Genomic DNA, 20,266 nt, shown 5'->3' on the forward strand with positions numbered 1-20,266 from the left:
TCCCCTTCACTCTGGGTAGTGAACAAGGGAGTTCGGGCGGACGGACGCGCGGAGCGCGTCGGACAGGACGGGGGCAGCGCATGGACGCGGTGCGGCTCATCGTGACGAGCAGGCGGTCCCTGGCAGCGGGCGGCGACGTGCCGGGGATCCTGGCCGAAGTGTGGCAGGCGCAGGCCCTGGCGCAGGCGATAGGAAGCCGCCTAGCGGTCGCGGGCCCGCCAGAACTGCGCGGCGAGGCGCTGGGGTTGACGGAGCTGGCGGGCCGCGGCTGCGGTGTCCTCGACCCGCCCGAACTGGCCCCCGGTGAGCTGCGGGCGGGCCAGCTCACCGAGTTGGGCGACGCCCGCCACACCCTGATGTATCTCGGCGGCCTCCTCGGCGAGGTCGGCATAGCCCTCGTGGGCCTCGCCTGCGCCGCGGACGACGAGGGCACGTACTGGCAGTGCATGGAGGCCATTGACGCGGCGGACGAGTCCCGGGACCGCGTCCTGGAGATGCTCCGCAGACTCGCGGACCGGGAACAGGCGTTACCGGAGAGGGAGGCGGGGTAGCGGCTGCCGAAGGCCGGCCGCGGCCGGCCCCGCCGGAGCGGATCTCAGCCGACCTGTTCCTCGTCGCCCGACCTCCGGTCGGCGTCCCCCGCCGCCTGCAGATCCGCGTCCAGCGCCGACAGGTCCGCGTTCAACGCCGCCATCAGCTCCTCCATCTGCTGCAACAGCCCTTTCGGCTGCCCGGCCCCGCCCTGCTGCGGCACGGTCTCTTCGGACATGACGGCCTCCTCGGCCCCTGGCCCCCGGGGAGGCCGACGCGGGTGACGCCCCGGCGCTCACCGGCCGGTGCGGAAGCCGGGGGCTCCGGCTCCGCCCGAGCCAACGATCACCAACGGGGCCGGTCACTGGCCCGGTCACGCGGGACCCGCGGTATTGACGTAATTTCACCCGACCGGGGACCGGGCGGCACGGGGGTCCGATCTCGTCGTCCCACGGACCGGCGTGCAGGATGGAAACATGGATCTTCGCATCTTCACCGAGCCCCAGCAGGGGGCCACCTACGACACTCTGCTCACCGTCGCCAAGGCCACGGAGGAGCTCGGCTTCGACGCATTTTTCCGTTCCGACCACTATCTCCGCATGGGTTCCGTGGACGGCCTGCCCGGCCCCACCGACGCCTGGATCACGCTGGCCGGACTCGCCCGCGAGACCAAGCGCATCCGGCTCGGCACCCTGATGACCGCCGGCACCTTCCGGCTCCCCGGCGTGCTCGCCATCCAGGTCGCCCAGGTCGACCAGATGTCCGGCGGCCGGGTCGAACTCGGCCTCGGTGCGGGCTGGTTCGAGGAGGAGCACAAGGCCTACGGCATCCCGTTCCCCAAGGAGAAGTTCGCCCGCCTCGAGGAACAGCTGGAGATCGTCACCGGCCTGTGGTCGACGGCTCTCGGCAAGACCTACGACTTCCACGGCACCTATTACGACCTCACGGACTCCCCCGCGCTGCCCAAGCCCGCGCAGGAGAAGATCCCCGTGCTCGTCGGCGGCCACGGCGCCACCCGCACCCCGCGGCTGGCCGCGAAGTACGCCGACGAGTTCAACATCCCCTTCGCCTCGATCGAGGACAGCGAGCGTCAGTTCGGCCGGGTCCGTGCCGCCGCCCAGGAGGCCGGCCGCGACGGTGACGATCTCGTCTACTCCAACGCCCTCGTCGTCTGCGTCGGCCGGGACGACCAGGAGGTCGCCCGCCGGGCCGAGGCGATCGGCCGTCAGCCCGACGAGCTGAGGCTCAACGGCCTGGCGGGCACCCCGGCCGAGGTCGTCGACAAGATCGGCCGCTACGCCGAGATCGGTGCGAGCCGCATCTACCTCCAGATCCTCGACCTGGACGACCTCGACCACCTGGAGCTGATCTCCTCGCAGGTGCAGTCCCAGCTGTCGTAAGACCGGTACGGCAGGACGGGAGGACGGCCGTCCGGCGGATCGGCGTGAACCGCGACCCGCCGGACAGCCGTCCGCCACTCCCCGCGCCGTCCGTCACGCCCTGCGCCGTCCATCACGGCTTGCGGCCGACCGCCACATAGAGGGGCATCTCCTCGCCCCCGCCCTCGCCGCCGGGCTGTCCCCCGAGCTCGGGGTGCCACCGGGCCGCCAGGACCACCCCGGGATCCACCAGCTCAAGTCCCGTGAAGAACGCCGAGAACTCGTCACGCGAGCGCACCTGCGCCGCCGTCCCGCCCTTGCGGTAGACCTCGACGACCCGCTCCCAGGTCTCCGGGTCGAAGTCGCCCGTGGCGTGGGAGAGCGTCAAGTAGCTTCCGGACGGCAGGGGTTCGAGAAGCTCGCGGACGATCCGGGCGGGCTCGTCCTCGTCCGCCACCAGGTGCAGCAGGGCCACGAGGGACAGCGCGATCGGCCGGCTGAAATCGAGAGTCTCCCGTGCCGCCGCGATGATCTTCCCCGGCTCCCGCACGTCGCCGTGGACGTAGGCGGTCTTTCCTTCCGGCGCGCTGTGCAGCAGCGCCTGGGCGTGCCGCAGGACGATCGGATCGTTGTCCGCGTACACCACCCGGGCCTCCGGGACGACCCCCTGGACGATCTGGTGGAGGTTCGGCTCGGTGGGAATGCCGGTCCCGATGTCGAGGAACTGCCGGACGCCCCGCTCGGCCAGCAGCCGGGAGGCGCGGTGCATGAACCGGCGGTTGGTCAGCGCCAGTTCCCTGGTGGCGGGGAAGAGGGATATCACCTGCTCGGCAGCTTCCGCGTCGACGGGGTAGTTGTCCTTCCCGCCGAGGTAGTAGTCGTACATGCGTGCCGAATGGGGCTTGCCGGTGTCGATCTGTCCCGCGCTGGTACCGGCGTCTGTCACGTGAGGCCTCCGCATCTCCCCGTGCGTGGGCGCTCTTCCGTATCCCCCTCGAACGCCCGGTCGATCGGGAGGCTAGCGAAAATTCCCGGGTGCCGCCGGTGCCCGCTCTGTACGGTGGGCGTATCCGCAGTTCAGACCACTTATCAAAGGTCGCCCACCGTGTTTCTGACCATCACGACCACCGGCACCCCGGAGCGCCCCGCCACCGATCTCGGCTTCCTGCTGCACAAGCATCCCGAGAAGGCGCAGGCGTTCTCCACGTCCTACGGCACGGCCCACGTCCTCTACCCCGAGGCGGACGCCGAGCGCTGCACGGCGGCGCTGCTGCTGGAGGTCGACGCGGTGGCCCTGGTCCGGCGCGGCAAGGGCAAGGGCCGGGGCGGCGCCCCGGACGCGGTGCTCGCCCAGTACGTCAACGACCGCCCGTACGCCGCCTCCTCCCTCCTCGCCGTTGCGCTGAGCGGCGTGTTCTCCAGCGCGATGAAGGGCGTCTGCAACGCCCGGCCCGAACTGCCCGCCGAGCCCAGGCCGTTGCGCATCGAGGTGCCGGCGCTGCCCGCCCGCGGCGGCCCCGCGCTGGTACGGCAGCTCTTCGAGCCGCTGGGCTGGACGGTCACCGCCGAGCCCGTGCCGCTGGACACCGAGTTCCCGCAGTGGGGCGACTCGCGCTACGTCCGACTCGAACTGGAGTCCGCGGACCGCACCCTCGCCGAGGCCCTGCGCCACCTCTACGTCCTGCTCCCGGTCCTGGACGACGCCAAGCACTACTGGGTCTCCTCCGACGAGGTCGACAAGCTGCTGCGCGCCGGCGAGGGCTGGCTGCCCGGCCACCCGGAGCAGAAGCTGATCACCAGCCGCTACCTCTCGCGCCGCTGGTCGCTGACCCGGCAGGCGACGGAACGGCTGGAGCTGGTGCGGCTGGCGGAGGCGGACGACAGCGCGGTCGAGGAGATCGACAACGCGGTCGAGGCGGAGACCGAGACCGAGGAGCGGCCGACCCCGCTGGCCGTGCAGCGCCGGGAGGCGATCACCGCCGCCCTCAAGGCCTCCGGGGCCGCCCGCGTGCTCGACCTCGGCTGCGGCCAGGGCCAGTTGGTGCAGGCCCTGCTCAAGGACCCGGCGTTCACGGAGATCGTGGGTCTTGACGTGTCGATGCGCGCGCTCACCATCGCCTCCCGGCGACTGAAGCTGGACCGCATGGGGGAGCGGCAGGCCGCGCGCGTGAAGCTCCTCCAGGGCTCGCTCGCCTACACCGACAACCGGCTCAAGGGATACGACGCCGCCGTGCTCAGCGAGGTGATCGAGCACCTCGACCTGCCCCGGCTGCCCGCCCTGGAGTACGCCGTGTTCGGTGCCGCACGGCCCAGGACCGTCCTCGTGACGACCCCGAACGTCGAGTACAACGTGCGCTGGGAGAGCCTCCCGGCGGGCCACGTCCGGCACGGCGACCACCGCTTCGAGTGGACCCGGGCGGAGTTCCGGGCCTGGGCGGAGGCGGTGGCCGAACGGCACGGATACGGGGCCGAGTTCCTACCCGTCGGCCCGGACGACCCGGAGGTGGGACCGCCCACCCAGATGGCCGTGTTCACACTGACCACCCCGAAGGAGGCGAAGGCGGCATGACCGACGTACGCGAAGGGCGCGTCCTGCCCGTCACCGACCTCTCCCTGGTGGTCCTCGTCGGCGCCTCCGGCTCCGGCAAGTCCACGTTCGCCCGCAGGCACTTCAAGCCGACCGAGATCATCTCGTCCGACTTCTGCCGCGGTCTCGTCTCGGACGACGAGAACGACCAGAGCGCCACCAAGGACGCCTTCGACGTCCTGCACTACATCGCGGGCAAGCGCCTGGCCGCGGGCCGCCGCACCGTCGTGGACGCGACCAGCGTGCAGCCCGAGGCGCGCCGTCAGCTGGTAGAGCTGGCCAGGCGGTACGACGTCCTGCCGATAGCCATCGTGCTCGACGTGCCCGAGAACGTGTGCGCCGAGCGCAACGCGGCCCGCACCGACCGCGCCGACATGCCCCGCCGGGTCATCCAGCGTCACATCCGCGAACTCCGCCGCTCCCTCAGGCACCTGGAGCGCGAGGGCTTCCGCAAGGTGCACGTCCTGCGGGGCGTGGAGGACGTCGAGCAGGCCACCGTCGTCACCGAGAAGCGCTTCAACGACCTGACGCACCTCACCGGCCCCTTCGACATCATCGGCGACATCCACGGCTGCTCCGCCGAACTGGAGTCGCTGCTCGACAAGCTGGGCTACACGGACGGCGTCCACCCCGAGGGCCGCACCGCCGTCTTCGTCGGCGACCTGGTCGACCGGGGCCCCGACAGCCCGGGCGTGCTGCGCCGCGTGATGACGATGGTGAAGTCGGGCAACGCCCTGTGCGTGCCCGGCAACCACGAGAACAAGTACGGCCGGTACCTGCGCGGCCGCAAGGTCCAGCACACCCACGGCCTCGCCGAGACCATCGAGCAGATGGCGGGCGAGAGCGAGGAGTTCGCCACCGAGGTACGGGAGTTCATCGACGGCCTCGTCAGCCACTACGTCCTCGACGGCGGCCGGCTGGTCGTCTGCCACGCCGGGCTGCCGGAGCGGTACCACGGCCGTACGTCCGGCCGGGTCCGCAGCCACGCCCTGTACGGCGACACGACCGGCGAGACCGACGAGTTCGGCCTGCCGGTGCGCTACCCGTGGGCGGAGGAGTACCGCGGCCGGGCGGCCGTTGTCTACGGGCACACTCCGGTCCCGGAGGCGACATGGTTGAACAACACCATCTGCCTGGACACCGGTGCCGTCTTCGGCGGCAAGCTCACCGCCCTGCGCTGGCCCGAGCGCGAGCTGGTCGACGTACCGGCCGAGCGGGTCTGGTACGAGCCGGCGAAGCCGCTGCGCTCCGAGGCACCCGGCGGGCAGGACGGCCGCCCGCTGGATCTGGCGGACGTGCAGGGCCGCCGGGTCGTGGAGACCAGGCACCAGGGCCGGATCTCGATCCGGGAGGAGAACGCGGCGGCGGCCCTGGAGGTCATGAGCCGCTTCGCGGTGGACCCGCGGCTGCTGCCGTACCTCCCGCCGACGATGGCCCCGACCGCGACCTCGCATGTCGACGGCTACCTGGAGCACCCGGCCGAGGCCTTCGCCCAGTACGCGCAGGACGGTGTCGCGCGGGTCGTGTGCGAGGAGAAGCACATGGGCTCGCGGGCGGTGGCCCTGGTGTGCCGGGACGCGGAGGCGGCCCGCAAGCGTTTCGGTGTCGACGGCCCCACGGGTTCCCTCTACACCCGCACCGGCCGTCCGTTCCTCGACGACGACGTCCTCACCGAGGAGATCCTCGACCGGGTGCGCACGGCGGTCGGCGAGGCCGGACTCTGGGACCACCTCGAGACGGACTGGCTGCTGCTGGACGCGGAACTGATGCCCTGGTCGCTGAAGGCGTCCGGGCTGCTGCGGTCGCAGTACGCCGCCGTGGGCGCCGCGTCCGCCGCGGTGTTCCCGGGCGTGCTGGCCGCGCTGGAGGGCGCGGCGGCACGGGGCGTCGACGTGACCGGACTGCTGTCCCGCACCCGCGAACGGTCCGCCGACGCCGCCGCGTTCACCGAGGCCTACCGCCGCTACTGCTGGACCACGGACGGCCTGGACGGCGTCCGCCTGGCACCGTTCCAGATCCTCGCGGTCCAGGGCCGCAGCCTCGCCGGACTGCCGCACGACGAGCAGCTCGCCCTCCTCGACCGGCTCGTCGAGCACGACGGCAGCGGCCTGCTCCAGACCACCCGGCGGCTCTACGTCGACACCGCCGACCCGGAGTCCGTCCGGGCCGGTGTCGACTGGTGGCTGGAGATGACCGGCCGCGGCGGCGAGGGCATGGTCGTCAAGCCGGTCGGCGCACTGGTCCGCGACAGTCAGGGCCGCCTGGTGCAGCCCGGCATCAAGTGCCGGGGCCGCGAGTACCTGCGCATCATCTACGGCCCCGAGTACACGCGCCCGGAGAACCTGGCCCGCCTGCGCTCGCGGTTCCTGAACCACAAGCGGTCCCTGGCGATCCGCGAGTACGCGCTCGGTCTGGAGGCGCTGGACCGGCTGGCCGAGGGCGAGCCGCTGTGGCGGGTGCACGAGGCCGTCTTCGGCGTCCTCGCCCTGGAGTCGGAGCCGGTCGACCCGAGGCTGTGAGCCGGACACCGCTCAGTTCCGGCCAGGCTTGTCCCGCCTGGGGTGATCCTGGCCGGACGTCGTCCTCCAGGTCCCATTCGTCCCTGGTTAACCGCTGGTTGCCGTGCTAACTTCGCTGGTCGGTCAGGCAGGTGAACCGACTCAGGGGGAAAGTCGGTGCAGACAGGAGCGGTGTTCGGCGAGTCCGGCGGCGAGTCCGGACGGCAGCCGGACTTCGGGCTGCTGTTGCAGCTCACCGATCACCTCTGCGAACTGGGCTGCGTCGAGGACGCGCCGAGCAGGGTGCAGTTCGCCGGGCTGCTGGCAGGCCAGCTCCGCAGGCCGGTGGACATACGCGGCGTGAGGCTCCGTGAGGACGTGGTGAGTCTGGTGACCGCCGCGCTGAGCGTCGCGGGCGGGGAACACGTACTGGTCGGGGTGGTCCGCATCCTCGAAGGCGCCCCGGCCGGGGACGAGCTCGCCCGGCTGATCGCCCCTGCCCCCGCCCTGGCCGGGCCGCTGACCAAGGAGGACGAGAAGAGCGCCCGCGTCGCGCTCAGCCGCGGAGACCTGCCCGCCGCACGATTACGGGACGGGCTCGCGGAGGAACTCGTCGGTCTCGACCTCCCCGACGGGCTCACCCCCGAGCAGCTCTTCTCCCACCTCCTCGAATGGAACGCGCAGGAGGACGGACTGCCGCCCGTCGTCGTCCTCCTCGACCACGCGGCCCGTCTCGCCCGGACCGTCGAACACCGCCTCGCGTTGACCGCGTGGGTCGAAGACTGGGCCGGGCGCGAGGGCCTGACCGCGCAGTTGGCGAGGCGCCGGGAGAGCCGCGCCGCGGTGGTGTGGTCGCCCGACATCCCCCGCACCCTCGTCGTCGCCGTCGAACCGGCCCGGGACGGCAGCACGGACGTGGTCGTGCGGACGTGGACGAACGCGACCCCCGGCCGCTGGGACCCACGCCCCGGCGAGCCGGACACGATCCCCCTCGACGATCTCGGCCGAGCCGTGGACCGGGCGCTGCGGCGCGGCACCCGACTCTGGCTGGTGCCACGCGAACCGGACTCGAGCGGACTCCGGGAACCGCCTGCGTACATAGAGTTCGTACTTCCATACGATCTGCTGAACCACGATGTGGCGGGGTTGACGTTCGCCATCGGCGACGGTGAGCCCACTCCGCTCGGTCTGCGGTACGGGGTGCATCTACGCAGCCTTGAACGCATGCGTACGGACAACGCCGTGGTCCGGCAGCAGTGGCAGCGGCGTTGGGCGGCTCTCAAGCAGCATGGGATCACGGTGCACGCCTGGAGAGAGGCGGACGCCCGACGGCTGCGCGCGTGGCAGATCGCGCTCGCCGGGGAATCCAGAAGTACGGCAGTGCTGTTGGACGCGCCGACCGGGGCGCCGGCCCTGGACGCACTGAAAGCGGCGATCGCGGAGGGGATCGGGCTGGCCGTCTGGGACCGCAGAGGTGTGTTCATGGAGGAGCGGCGCGAAGTGGTGACCGCGGTCTTCGCGGCCGTCGCGATGCCCGTGCAGCTTCCCTCCGTCATTCACCGCATGCGGCTGAACGCCGAGAGCGGCACGGAGGACGCGGTCCAGTACCTTGCTCGAAATGTCGGATTCATGTGGGACGACCCCACTCGAGTCGTCGATCTGCACACCATCGACCCAGATGATCTCGCCAGCTGAGCTAGGAGGCTTCGGCATGAGCGCACAGGAACGGACGGCCGTGGACGACTGGCGCGTCTTTCACGCCACCGGACGCCCGCAGGACGCCCCACCCGCGCTGCCGGACCCGCCGCCCTGGCGGAGTTTCCGCGGAGGCCCCGTCCAGGCCCCGCCTCCCGACGACGCCGAGGCCGCGCTGCGCCGCCTCGGGCCCGGCGGCCTCACACCCCAGCTCGACGACGAGCAGATCGAGACGGTCAACGCCGCCCTGTTGCTGCGCCGTCCGCTGCTGATCACCGGCCCTCCCGGCGTCGGCAAGTCGACGCTCGCGTACCTGTTGTCGCGTGAGCTGGGGCTCGGCCGGGTACTCGAATGGAACGTCGTGAGTCGTACCAGCCTGCGCGACGGCTTGTACGTCCACGACGCCATGGGCCGCGCCCAGGCCATCGCCGCCTGGCAGGCGGGCCTGCGCGACGCGGCACGGGCGGAGCCGGTGTTCGAAGACGGCGAACAGGCCGTCAACTCCGCGACGGCGTCAAGAGATCGTCAACTTGCGCCGGTTATCGGGGAGTTCATTACACTGGGACCGCTGGGTACCGCCCTGCTGCCCTACGAACGGCCCCGGGTGCTGCTCGTCGACGAGCTCGACAAGAGCGACATCGACCTGCCGAACGACCTGTTGCACGTTCTTGAGAATGGAAGTTATGAGGTTCCGGAGCTGGTGCGTGACGCCGCGGACGCGGCGAGCGTGCACACCAGCGACCCGGGAGGCCGGGCCGTGGTGCGGGGCGGACGCGTCGAGTGCCGGGAGTTCCCGGTCGTGGTGATCACCAGCAACGGGGAGCGGGAATTCCCCGCCGCCTTCCGCCGCCGCTGCCTGCCGATGGAGATGCACACCCCCACCCGGGAGCAACTACTGGCCATGGTGGAAGGGCACTTGGGGCTCCGGCCGCGAGGCACCGAAGACCTCGTCGACCTGTTCGTTCAGCGGGTTCAGGCGGGCGGCGTCCACTCCCTCGACCAGTTGCTGAACGCTGTCCAGATGACTACTGCGGGTGGTTTCCAGGCTGACGGTGACGGGCGTAAGCTCGTCGAATTGCTGCTCCGCGACCTCGCGAAGGGCCGCTGATGACCCGGGAGCGCGCATCCGGAATGGGCGACGGGGATCCCGCATCGGGATCGTCGCCGCCTCCTTCGGTGTACCCCGACCCCCTCGCGCGTGCGAGCGAGCGCGCGGACCGGGTCAGGGCCGCTCCCGATCACTTCGTCCCGCGCTGGCAGGAGTTCGCCGACGCGGTGTGGCTCGCCGCGTACCGCAGCCGCCACGACGGCCCCGGCAACGCACATCAGGAGGCGCCGGCCCCGGCCGTGGCAGCCGAGGTCCCGCAGGACACCGAGCCCGCCGTGAGCCCGCAGGACGCGGAGGCCGAGCAGCAGTCCCGGCCACCGGTGGCCGAAGCGCTCGACGGTCCGCCGGCGGCCGGCGAGGAGGACGCTCCTTCCGGGACGTCGCCCGCGAGCCGCGCGCCCGCCGCGTCGCCCCTCCCGGGCGAGCGAACCGCAGCCCGTGTCGCCGATCGTTTCTTACCTCACCCCGAAGGCCGCTCCACCCTGTACCTCGGGCCGCCGCTGCTGCCCCGGTCCGGACCCGACCCCTCCGGCCCCGGCCGCTTCACGGCCCTCCTCGCCCGCGCCCTGCACCAGCTGGCCCGCCGCATCCCGTCCCGCGACAGCCTGGAACTGGACGAGGAGACCACCGCCGAACAGGGGCTCGTCGACGGTCTGTGGATGCCGTTTCTGCGGCCCACCCGGGTCCCCGCCTTCGATCTGATGCTGCTGCTCGACGACGGGCCCACGATGCGGATCTGGGAGGAGAGCGCGGCGCGCCTGGCCCGCGCCGCCGAGCACAGCGGGGCCTTCCGCGGTGTGCGCACGCTCCGCGTGACCGTCCCGCGCACCGGCACCGCCACCCTGCGCTGGTCCACGGGCCGGACCGTCGCCGACCCGGCGGAACTGCTCGACGGCCGGGGCAGCCGGATCTTCCTCGTCGTCACCGACGGACTGGCCCACGGCTGGGCCGCCACCGCCGCGGACGAGCTCCTCGGCCGCCTCGCCCAGGCCGGCCCCACCGCCCTCGTCCACCTGCTGCCGCCGCATCTGCGTCACCGCTCCTCGCTCTACCCGTACCCGGCCGTCCTGGAGGCCGGAGGATTCGGATCCCCCAACAACCGCCTCGGACACTGGGCACCGCCCGGCGGCCCCGACCCGATGCGGCCGCTGCCCGAGGCGGGCGACGGCTCCGTCGCCGTCCCCGTGCTCTCCCTCAAACCCGCCTCCCTCGCCGCCTGGTCCGACCTGGTCACCGGTGGGCGCGGTGTACGGCGTTCGCTGCCCGTGGTGCTGGCCGGAGCCCTCAGCAAGGGCGCGCCCGCCCCCGGTCTGCGCGCCCCCCGCCTCCCGCGTGCCGCCACCGCAGCCGTACGGCGCTTCTTCAGCCTCGCCACGCCCTCCGCCCGCCGGCTCGCCACCCAACTGGCGGCCGTCCCCTTCGACTTCGACCTCGTCGAGCAGTTGCGGCGGCGGGTGATGCCGGAGGCCCGCCCCGATCACCTCGCCGAGATCCTCATGGGCGGACTGATCGACTGGGAGGGCGGGGGAGAAGGACGCCCCGAGTTCGCCGAGGGCGTCCGCGAGGCACTGCTCGCGACCACCACGCGCAGCCAACTCGCCCGCACCGTCAGTGTGGTGGGTGAGCTGCCGGCCGCGGGGGAGCGGGGCGTCGCCCTCCGCGCCGCTCTGCACGATCCGCTGCGGACCAGGCTGCCCGACCCCGCCGAACGCGGCTGGGCGCGCAGCGAACTGGCCGTGATGCGCGCCCTGTCGGGCCCCTACGCCGACCGGGCCAGGCGCATCGAACCGAACCTGTCCAGGAACCCGCCCGCCGCGGCCGAACAGGTGGAGAACAGCGCGTCCGCCCAGCCACCCCCACAGGTGAATAACCCGGGCGAAACGACTCCATCCAGCCCAGCGGGCATCAACCCGGATGCGGAAATACCCGATCCGACCGGAGAATCCGCGCCGTCTGAGACGGCCGGCGCGCACCGACAACAGACCCCGGAGGCAGAGCCGCTCATGCAGAGCACCACGACCGCAACGCCGGCCCTACTGGTGAACGTCCCCATGCGTAACACCTCGTTCGTCGGCCGTCAGGCGCTGCTGAGGGCCGTGGAGGAGCAGCTCGCCGCCCAGGACACCGCCGCTGTGCTGCCCAACGCCCTGCACGGCCTCGGTGGCGTCGGCAAGTCACAGCTGGCACTGGAGTACATCTACACCCACCAGCGCGACTACCGGATCATCTGCTGGATCCCCGCCGAACGCGAGAGCCTCATCCTGGCCGCGCTCTCCTCCCTCGCCTCCCAGCTGGGCGTCGCCCCGGTCGGCCAGGACAGCCTGGGCGCCGCCGCGGCCAACACCGCCGTGCCCGCCGTGCTGGAGGCGCTGCGCACCGGGACGCCGTACGACAACTGGCTGCTGGTCTTCGACAATGCCGAGGACATCGAGGCGGTCCGCGGCTACTTCCCGCACAACGGGCCGGGCAAGGTCATCGTCACCTCCCGGAACCGGGGCTGGGAACGGGTCGCCACCTCCCTGCCGGTGAACGTCTTCGAGCGCGACGAGTCCGTCGAACTGCTCCAGAAGCGCGCCAAGGACCTGCCCCGCGAGGACGCCGACCGGCTCGCCGAAGCGCTCGGCGACCTGCCGCTCGCCGTGGAGCAGGCGGGCGCCTGGCTCGGCGTCACCGGCATGGAGGTCGACGAGTACCTCGACCTGCTCGCCCGGCGCAGCCCGGAGATCCTGGAGATCGAGCAGAGCCCCGACTACCCGGTCTCCGTCGCCGCCGCCTGGGACATCTCCCTGGAGCGCATCAGGGAGAACAACCCGGGCGCCCGGCAACTTCTCGACATCTGCGCCAGCATGGCCCCCGAGCCGATCCCGAGGTCGATCCTGCGCAGCAGCCGAGGCGTCAGCATCACTCCGCAGATCGACCCGATGCTGCGCGAGCCGATCAAGCTGAACCGCGCGATCCGCGACCTCAGCCAGTTCTCCCTGATCAGGGTCGACCCGCGCGCGGGCACCCTCCAGATGCACCGCCTGCTCCAGACCGTGCTCCTCGCCAAGCTGGGCGAAGCGGAGCGCGAGCGGATGCGGGACGCCGCCCACCAGCTGCTGTCCGCCGCCAACCGGGGCCCGTTCGGGTCCTCCCAGGAGTGGCGCGAGTACCAGGCACTGCTGCCCCACGTGCTCGCCTCCCAGGCGGTGACCAGCCTCGACTCCTACGTGCGCGACCTGGTCTACGACACCATGTGGTTCCTGTACTACTGGGGCGACCACGAGGGCGCCGCGGCCTTCGGCCGGCAGGCCTGGAGCGCATGGCTCGCCGCCTCTGGCGAGGAGGACATCTATGTCATCCGGATGACCAAGGGCTTCGCGTTCCTGCTGCGCCAGGTCGGCCAGATCGCCGAGTCGATCCCGCTCACCGAGAAGGCCCTGGAGGTCTCCCGCCGGGTCCAGGTCGAGCCCGAGGAACTGATCGACTCCCTGTGCGAGATGTCCGACGCCCATCGGTACCAGGGCCGGTTCCAGGAGGCGCGGGACCTGGGCCGGGAGGCCACCGAACTGGCCCGCTCACTGTTCGGCCCCGAAGACCAGGCCACCCTGCGGGGCGCTCACAGCTGGGGCGTCGACCTGAGACTGTGCGGGCAGTTCAAGGAGGCGCTGACGCTGGACGAGGAGACCGCCCGTCAGCGGGACATCCTGTTCGGCGACGCCAGCTTCTTCACACTCAACACCCTCCACTGCGTCGCCATCGACACCAGGGAGGTGGGCTCGTACCCCAAGGCGCGCGAACTGCAGGAGGACGTCTACCGCAGGGCGCTCACGGCGCTCGGCGACAAGCACCCCCTGACCCTGCGCATCGCCCGTGACCTCGGCGTCTGCCGCCGCCGGGACGGAGACCTCGCCGAGGGCGCCAAGCTCGCCGAGGAGACCCTGCGCAACTTCCAGGCCCGCTACGGCGACGAGCACCTCGACTCGCTGACCACGGCGACCAACGTCTCCGTCGACCGGCGTCTGGCGGGGGACCTCGAAGGCTCCCACCGGCTCGCGGAGGCCAGCGTGGCCAGGCTGGAGCGGCGCCTCGGCGCCAACCACGCGCACACCCTGGTGACCAGGGCGAACCTGGCCGCCACCCAGCGGGCCCTCGGCTCCCTGGACACCGCGCAGGAGCTGGAGGACGACGTGGTGCGCCGGCTGGGCGACACGGTCGGAGCGCACCACATCATCACCCTCACCGTCGGCATCGGCCAGGCCAACACCGCCTACGCCCGCCTCGACTTCGAGGGGGCGCACGCGATCGACTCCGCCAACCTGCCGCTGCTGACCGAGGTGGCGGGCGAGGGCCACCCGCTCACCCTCTCCTGCACCTCCAACCTCGCCCTCGATCTGCGGGGCCTCGGGCGAGGTGAGGAGGCGGACGTGCTCCAGCGCAAGGCGGTGGAGGGCTTGGCCGCGGTGCTGCGCAACGACCACCCCTGGCTCCAGGCCGCCCGCCAGCGCCGCCGCATCGAGTGCGACCTCGCTCCCATGCCCATGTGACACGGGCGGCCGGACGGCCCGCCGCCGGGACCCTCCCGGGCGGCGGGCTCCGTTCTGATTGCCCCGCCTCAACTTCCTTGTGATACTCGGGCGTTGGCATCAGCAAGGCAGGCAGTCGGGTCACGGGGGGCGCATGACGGCGGTCGTCTTCGTTCATGGGACCGGGGTTCGCGAGCCGGGCTTCTCCGCGCTGGTGGAGCGGGTGACGGCCGGACTGGCCGCACAGCGCGACGGATTGCGCGTCGTGCCCTACTCCTGGGGAGCGGCACACGGTGCCACGCTCGCGGCCGGCGGGGCGAGCCTGCCGCCCCTGACCGGCACCACACGCGGTATCGGTGAAGGCCCGGCCGTGCCGGACCCGGGCGACGAGACGACCGCGGCATGGGCCGCCCTCTACGCCGACCCGTACGCCGAACTGGCCCTGGCCGCCGCCGGGTCCGCCCCGGCCGTGGAACGCCCGCCCGGCTCCGTACCGCCGCAGCAGCGGGCGCGGGCGCTGCTGGCCACGCTCGCCGCCCGAGGGGACGCGCCCGCCGCCGAGTTGGGCCCCGGACTGGCCCGCGCCGCCACCGACCTGGCCGCCCACCCCCTGCTCGGCCCCGCCGCCGACGCCCTCGATCCGGCGGACCTCGCGGTCCTCGCCGCCCGTTCCCTGACCGCCCGCATCGTCGCCGACGCCCTCGACGCCGACTCCCCGCTCGTGCCGGTCGGCGAGACCCGGGACGCCGTCACCGACCGCATCGCCGAGGCCCTGGGGGCACCGGCCCGGGGCACGGAGCGAGGGCTGCGCTCCTACCTGCTGCGCACGGCCGGAGCAGTGGCCGCGCGCGCCGTCGAGCGCCGTCGGCGTGCCCTCACCGAGGCCGCCCATCCCGCCGCCGGTGACATCCTGCGCTACCTGAGCCGGGGCGCGGCCTTCCGGGACGGGCTGCGCGCCCTCGTCGCCGGCCTGGAGGAGCCCGTCGCCGTGGTCGGCCACAGCCTCGGCGGCATCATCGCCCTCGACACGCTGATCTCCGCGCCGCTGCCGCCCGTCGCCCTGCTGGTGACGGCGGGCTCCCAGGGGCCCTTCCTCTACGAGTCGGGCTCCCTGCCCTCCCTGGAACACCCCGCGCTCCTGCCGCCGCACGTCCCCGACTGGTTGAACCTGTACGACCCGCGCGACCTGCTCGGCTATCTCGGCGCGGAACTCTTCCCGGGCCGCGTCACCGACGTCGCCGTCGACAGCGGCCAGCCGTTCCCCGCCGCGCACAGCGCCTACTGGACGAACCCGGCCGTGTACCGCCACATCGCGGACCGCCTGCCGTGACCGGGCCGATGCCGTCCGTCGACCCGGCCCGGGTGCACGCCCTGGTCGTCGGGATAGAGGCGTACGAGGCCGGGGACGCCTGGCGGCTGCCCGGGCCCGCCCGGGACGCCGTACGGTTCTGGCGGCTGCTGCGGGACGCGGGGGTGCCGGAGTCCCGGCTCCGGCTGCACCTGGCCCCGTTGCCGTCGTACGACCCGGGAGTCCCGTACGAGCGCGCGGACCAGGCGACCCTGCGCCGGGTCCTGGTGCGGGAACTGTCCCCGGCCCAGGGCGATGTGCTGTGGGTGTGGTGGGGCGGGCACGGGGTGCTGGACCGGGCCGGGCGGCTGCGGCTGTTCTGCGCGGACGCGGGCGTCGCCGACAAGGTGGGCATCGACCTGGACTCCGCGCTCGCCCGGTACGCGGGTGACGCCGTGCCCGGGCTGCGCGAGCAGCTGTGGATCGTGGACGCCTGCGAGACCTTCGAAGAGGACCTCGCCTTCCAGGAGGCGCTGCCCGCCGACGCCCTGCCGGTGGGCCGGCCCAACCACGCGCACCGGCAGACCGTGCTGCGCGCCGCCGGCCGGGGCAGGGCCGCGGCCAACGATCCCGTCCGGGCCACCGGCCTCTTCTCCGACGTCCTGCTCGGTCTGCTGGCCGACCGGGCGGCCGTGCTGCCCGCGCCGCCCGATCCGGAGGAACTGTTTCCGGCCGTTCGGGCGCGCATCGCGGCCCTCAGGGAAGAGGGCCGTACTCTTCAGCACCCAGAGATCCGGCTCCAGGGCCCCGACCGCACCGAAACCCTGGCCCCGGCCGGACCGCCCGCCGGGCAGCGCCCCCTCGCGGCGATGCAGCGCGCGGTGGAAGCCCTCCTCGCCTACCCCCTGATGAACGACCCCGACGAACGGCAGACGGTCGTCGCCGCGCTGAACCCCCGTGTCACAGCCATGCTGCGCCGCCACAGCAGGGCCCGCACCGACGTCGTCAACATCCTCGGCGGGCTCTCCCGGCGGAACCCGGAGGCACTGTGGGACCTGTTCGACGCCGTGGTGGCCGTCGACGACGACCCGGAACTGAAGGCCGAACTCACCGTGGCACTGGCTGAGTTGACGGCCTCATCGACGCATCCGCGGGATCGGAAATGATCGGTGGCGTGATCGTACGGTTTTCGCCCCGGGGGGTATTGGCCATGATGGAAAGACACGGGGCATCGCGTGCCACCGTGCGAGAAGGGGGAGCATCTTGGACCAGCCGCCCGCTCTGCACCACGCCGGAGCCGCCGCACCTGAACCGGCCGTCGCCACCGCGGGGGCCGATGTCTGGGAATCCGATCTGGCGGATCTCGCGGCGCTGCCCCTGAGCGCCGTGGACGGTCTCCCGACCCTGCCCCCCACCACACGCCTGTTGACCGAGGTGCTGCGCGCCCGCAGCAGCATGCGGAGCGGCGAGGGGCCGGGAGGCGCCCGAGCCGACTAGGGCCCTTCCGAGCCGCCGACCGTCCCGACGGCTGAGCCCGGTGCGACACCCGCACGCGCACCGGGTCCTGTGCATGTCCGCCAACCGACCGGAGGTCCGCGACGATGACCAGCGAGCAGCACCTCGCTCCCTTCCGCATGCCGGACCGGCTCTTCGCGGAGCTGGCCGCCGGAGGTGGCTCCGCGGCGGCCGTCGCCTTCCTCGAACGAGCCGAACGTGCACGGCGGTTGCTGCTCCTGCGCACCCTCCTCGGCCGTCTCGACACCCTGCCCACCCCCCTCACCCCGGTCGCCGAAGCCTGGCGGGTGCTCAAGGAGGCGGCCGAGAAGGCGCCCGAGCCGGTCGAACGCCTGCTGCTGGCCCCGGCGACCGGCGGCTGGATCTCCCACATGCTGCGCCGGGTGCACGGCACGGCGACCGGCCCGCCCCTGTGGGCCGAGGCGGGCCACCTGTGTGCCCTGGCCCTGTCGGCATCCCTGCACGCGGGCACCGAGGCGGCCCTCGACGTCCCCCTCACCCGGGGAGGGCTGCCCCTGCCCGGTCTCGGCATGGTCCGACTCCCCGACGCGAGAGCCGGCCTGGCGGTCGGCCGGGCCATCACGGGAGGGGGAGAGCTGACGGTCACCGGGCCGGGCCGCACGACCGGCTCGGTGCGGGTGACCTGCCGTCCGCTGAGCCGGCGTGCCGGCACCGACGGGGACACCTGGCTCCCGCTGCGCACCCTCACCCACACCGGCCCCGACGGCACGGCCCCCGTCACCGTCGTACTCGAGGACCTCGACCCCTACCGCGATCTCGACGACCACCTGCCCCCCGCCCGGCTCGACGAGGACGAGGCACAGGAGTGGCAGCGCCTGTTCGGCGAGGCCGCGCGGATCCTCGCACGGCCGGGCATACCGGGCCCCGGGCGGGTCGACCCCGCCATGATCCGGGCGATCGTGCCCTTCGGACGCACCGCCCTCAGCCCGCCCCCACCGCCCTTCGTCCAGGTGTCGGCCTCCAGCGGCGACTCCTTCGGCGGCATGCTCATCGTCCGCCCGGCCTCCGCGCTCGCCCTCGCCGAGACCCTCGTCCACGAGCTCCAGCACAGCAAACTGGCTGCCCTGCTGCACCTGTTCCCGCTGCTGGAGGACGACCGGGCCGAGCGCTACTACGCACCCTGGCGCACCGACCCCCGCCACCTCACCGGCCTGCTGCACGGCGCCTACGCCTTCACCGGCGTCGCGGGCTTCTGGCGGGACCGGCTGGCCGGTGCGCAGGGGGCCGAGGAGGCCGAGCGGGCCGCCTACTTCTTCGCGTTGCGCCGCCTCCAGAGCCGGCTGGCCGTGCGCACCCTGCTGACCAGCGGCCGGCTGACCGTGCAGGGCCACGCCCTCGTGTCGGGCCTCGCCCGCACCCTCGACGGCTGGCTGCGCGAGCCGGTGCCGTACACCGCCCTCACCCGGGCCCGTACCGCCTCCGCGCTGCACCGCACCGAGTGGAGGCTGCGCAACGTCGACCCCGTCGTGGAGTCATCGCCGGACGGCCCGCGCTTCCGCCTCGACCGCACGTCCTGGCCCGACGTCCGCACCCACGCCTTCGCCGCCCGCCCCCTCGCCCCGCGCACCGCCGACGAGCACCTCGCCGCCGGGGACGCGGCCGCCGCGCTCGCCCGGTACGCCGAACTGCTGGCCGCCGACCCCGCCGAGCCGCACGCCCTGGCCGGCTGGATCGTCGCCCGGGCCGTGCTCGAACCGGGCCGGGCGACGCGGCGCATGCTGGCCCGGCCGGAGCTGCTCCAGCCGCTGCCCAGCGGCTGACCGGTCCGGGCTGTTTGTCGTCAGGCAGACGCAAACAAGAGTTCGCCGAAACGCGCGAGCAGCGCGTCAACAGGCGCTGGGATGGTCAGGATGGAGGCATGGCTTACCACGTCCACTCCGAGGCCGGGCGGCTGCGCCGCGTCATCCTGCACCGGCCCGATCTCGAGCTCAAAAGGCTCACCCCCAGCAACAAGACCTCGCTGCTCTTCGACGACGTGCTGTGGGTACGCAGGGCCCGCGCCGAGCACGACGGGTTCGCCGACGTGCTGCGCGACCGGGGCGTCACCGTCCACCTCTTCGGTGACCTGCTGGCCGAGGCCCTCCAGGTCCCGGCGGCCAGGGCCCTCGTCCTGGACCGGGTCTTCGACGAGAAGGAGTACGGCCCGCTGGCCACCGACCATCTGAGAGCCGCCTTCGAGAACCTGCCCGCGGCGGAGCTGGCCGAGCTCCTGGTCGGCGGCATGACCAAGCGCGAGTTCCTCGACGTGCACCCGGAGCCGACCTCGGTGCGCTTCCACGTCATGGAACTGGACGACTTCCTGCTGGACCCCCTGCCCAACCACCTCTTCACCCGCGACACCTCCGCGTGGATCTACGACGGCGTCTCCATCAACGCGATGCGCTGGCCCGCCCGGCAGCGCGAGACCGTGCACTTCGAGGCGATCTACCGGCACCACCCGCTGTTCCGCGACGAGACCTTCCATGTCTGGTCCGAGGGACAGGCCGACTACCCGTCCACCATCGAGGGCGGGGACGTCCTGGTCATCGGCAACGGGGCGGTGCTCATCGGGATGAGCGAGCGCACCACGCCCCAGGCCGTCGAGATGCTCGCGCACAAGCTCTTCGCCGCCGGGTCCGCGGAGACGATCGTGGCTCTCGACATGCCCAAGCGGCGTGCCTTCATGCACCTCGACACCGTGATGACGATGGTCGACGGCGACACCTTCACCCAGTACGCGGGGCTCGGCATGCTCCGCTCGTACACCATCGAACCGGGCGTCGGCGAGAAGGAGCTGAAGGTCACCGACCATCCGCCGGAGCACATGCACCGCGCGATCGCCGCCGCGCTGGGCCTGAACGAGATCCGGGTGCTGACCGCCACCCAGGACGTGCACGCGGCCGAACGCGAGCAGTGGGACGACGGCTGCAACGTCCTGGCCGTCGAACCCGGCGTCGTGGTCGCCTACGAGCGGAACGCCACCACCAACACCCACCTGCGCAAACAGGGCATCGAAGTGATAGAGATCCCGGGCAGCGAGCTCGGACGGGGCAGGGGCGGCCCGCGGTGCATGAGCTGCCCGGTCGAACGGGAGCCCGTATGAGCACACACAGTGACGTATAGGCATGCTGAGTTTCGTATAGTATTCCAGTAGTCCTGT

14 protein-coding genes are annotated in these 20,266 nt (G+C 72.5%); 12 read left to right on the forward strand and 2 right to left on the reverse strand.

Going from position 1 to position 20,266, the window contains the following annotated elements:
• Nucleotides 1-80 precede the first annotated feature (80 nt).
• Entirely contained in the window at nt 81-551 is a 471-nt protein-coding gene (locus ACH4G3_RS01200) for a DUF6099 family protein (RefSeq protein ID WP_086604552.1), read from the forward strand.
• A gap of 44 nt (nt 552-595) precedes the next feature.
• Here ACH4G3_RS01200 and ACH4G3_RS01205 read toward each other — a convergent pair whose 3' ends face one another.
• Nucleotides 596-769 (reverse strand): hypothetical protein, encoded by a 174-nt coding sequence (locus ACH4G3_RS01205; RefSeq protein WP_397622484.1) that lies wholly within the window; start codon nt 767-769, stop codon nt 596-598.
• A 238-nt stretch (nt 770-1,007) separates the two neighbouring features.
• On the opposite strand from ACH4G3_RS01205, the gene ACH4G3_RS01210 reads away from it, so the two are divergent.
• A complete protein-coding gene (locus ACH4G3_RS01210) occupies nt 1,008-1,931 on the forward strand; it encodes an LLM class F420-dependent oxidoreductase (RefSeq protein ID WP_397622485.1) in 924 nt (307 codons plus the stop codon).
• A 112-nt stretch (nt 1,932-2,043) separates the two neighbouring features.
• Here the strand turns inward: ACH4G3_RS01210 and ACH4G3_RS01215 are convergent, their stop codons facing one another.
• A complete protein-coding gene (locus ACH4G3_RS01215) occupies nt 2,044-2,856 on the reverse strand; it encodes an SAM-dependent methyltransferase (RefSeq protein WP_397622486.1) in 813 nt (270 codons plus the stop codon).
• A gap of 159 nt (nt 2,857-3,015) precedes the next feature.
• On the opposite strand from ACH4G3_RS01215, the gene ACH4G3_RS01220 reads away from it, so the two are divergent.
• The 10 genes from ACH4G3_RS01220 (at nt 3,016) to ACH4G3_RS01265 (ending at nt 20,209) form a co-directional block, all read left to right on the forward strand.
• A complete protein-coding gene (locus ACH4G3_RS01220) occupies nt 3,016-4,479 on the forward strand; it encodes a 3' terminal RNA ribose 2'-O-methyltransferase Hen1 (RefSeq protein ID WP_397622487.1) in 1,464 nt (487 codons plus the stop codon).
• The gene (locus tag ACH4G3_RS01225) at nt 4,476-7,016 is read left to right on the forward strand and encodes a polynucleotide kinase-phosphatase (RefSeq protein WP_397622488.1); all 2,541 of its coding nucleotides are present in this window, start codon (nt 4,476-4,478) and stop codon (nt 7,014-7,016) included. Before ACH4G3_RS01220 ends, ACH4G3_RS01225 begins: the two co-directional genes overlap by 4 nt.
• A 156-nt stretch (nt 7,017-7,172) precedes the next feature.
• Nucleotides 7,173-8,690 carry a VMAP-C domain-containing protein gene (locus tag ACH4G3_RS01230; RefSeq protein WP_397622489.1) on the forward strand — a complete coding sequence of 506 codons (1,518 nt, stop codon included), beginning with the start codon at nt 7,173-7,175 and terminating at the stop codon, nt 8,688-8,690.
• Between the two features lie 16 nt (nt 8,691-8,706).
• Nucleotides 8,707-9,798, forward strand: coding sequence for an AAA family ATPase (locus ACH4G3_RS01235; protein ID WP_397622490.1), 1,092 nt, complete (start codon nt 8,707-8,709; stop codon nt 9,796-9,798).
• Nucleotides 9,798-14,324, forward strand: a complete 4,527-nt coding sequence (gene fxsT / locus ACH4G3_RS01240) for an FxSxx-COOH system tetratricopeptide repeat protein (protein WP_397622491.1) — start codon at nt 9,798-9,800, stop codon at nt 14,322-14,324. Before ACH4G3_RS01235 ends, fxsT begins: the two co-directional genes overlap by 1 nt.
• A gap of 133 nt (nt 14,325-14,457) precedes the next feature.
• Entirely contained in the window at nt 14,458-15,633 is a 1,176-nt protein-coding gene (locus ACH4G3_RS01245; RefSeq protein WP_397622492.1) for an RBBP9/YdeN family alpha/beta hydrolase, read from the forward strand.
• The gene (locus tag ACH4G3_RS01250) at nt 15,630-16,757 is read left to right on the forward strand and encodes an effector-associated domain 2-containing protein (RefSeq protein ID WP_397622493.1); all 1,128 of its coding nucleotides are present in this window, start codon (nt 15,630-15,632) and stop codon (nt 16,755-16,757) included. Before ACH4G3_RS01245 ends, ACH4G3_RS01250 begins: the two co-directional genes overlap by 4 nt.
• A 97-nt stretch (nt 16,758-16,854) precedes the next feature.
• Nucleotides 16,855-17,088 carry a hypothetical protein gene (locus tag ACH4G3_RS01255; RefSeq protein ID WP_397622494.1) on the forward strand — a complete coding sequence of 78 codons (234 nt, stop codon included), beginning with the start codon at nt 16,855-16,857 and terminating at the stop codon, nt 17,086-17,088.
• Between the two features lie 104 nt (nt 17,089-17,192).
• A complete protein-coding gene (locus ACH4G3_RS01260) occupies nt 17,193-18,887 on the forward strand; it encodes an HEXXH motif domain-containing protein (protein WP_397622495.1) in 1,695 nt (564 codons plus the stop codon).
• 98 nt (nt 18,888-18,985) lie between these two features.
• Nucleotides 18,986-20,209 carry an arginine deiminase gene (locus ACH4G3_RS01265; RefSeq protein ID WP_397622496.1) on the forward strand — a complete coding sequence of 408 codons (1,224 nt, stop codon included), beginning with the start codon at nt 18,986-18,988 and terminating at the stop codon, nt 20,207-20,209.
• Nucleotides 20,210-20,266 lie beyond the last annotated feature (57 nt).

The organism is Streptomyces afghaniensis (assembly GCF_044327915.1).
Lineage (GTDB): Bacteria > Actinomycetota > Actinomycetes > Streptomycetales > Streptomycetaceae > Streptomyces > Streptomyces afghaniensis.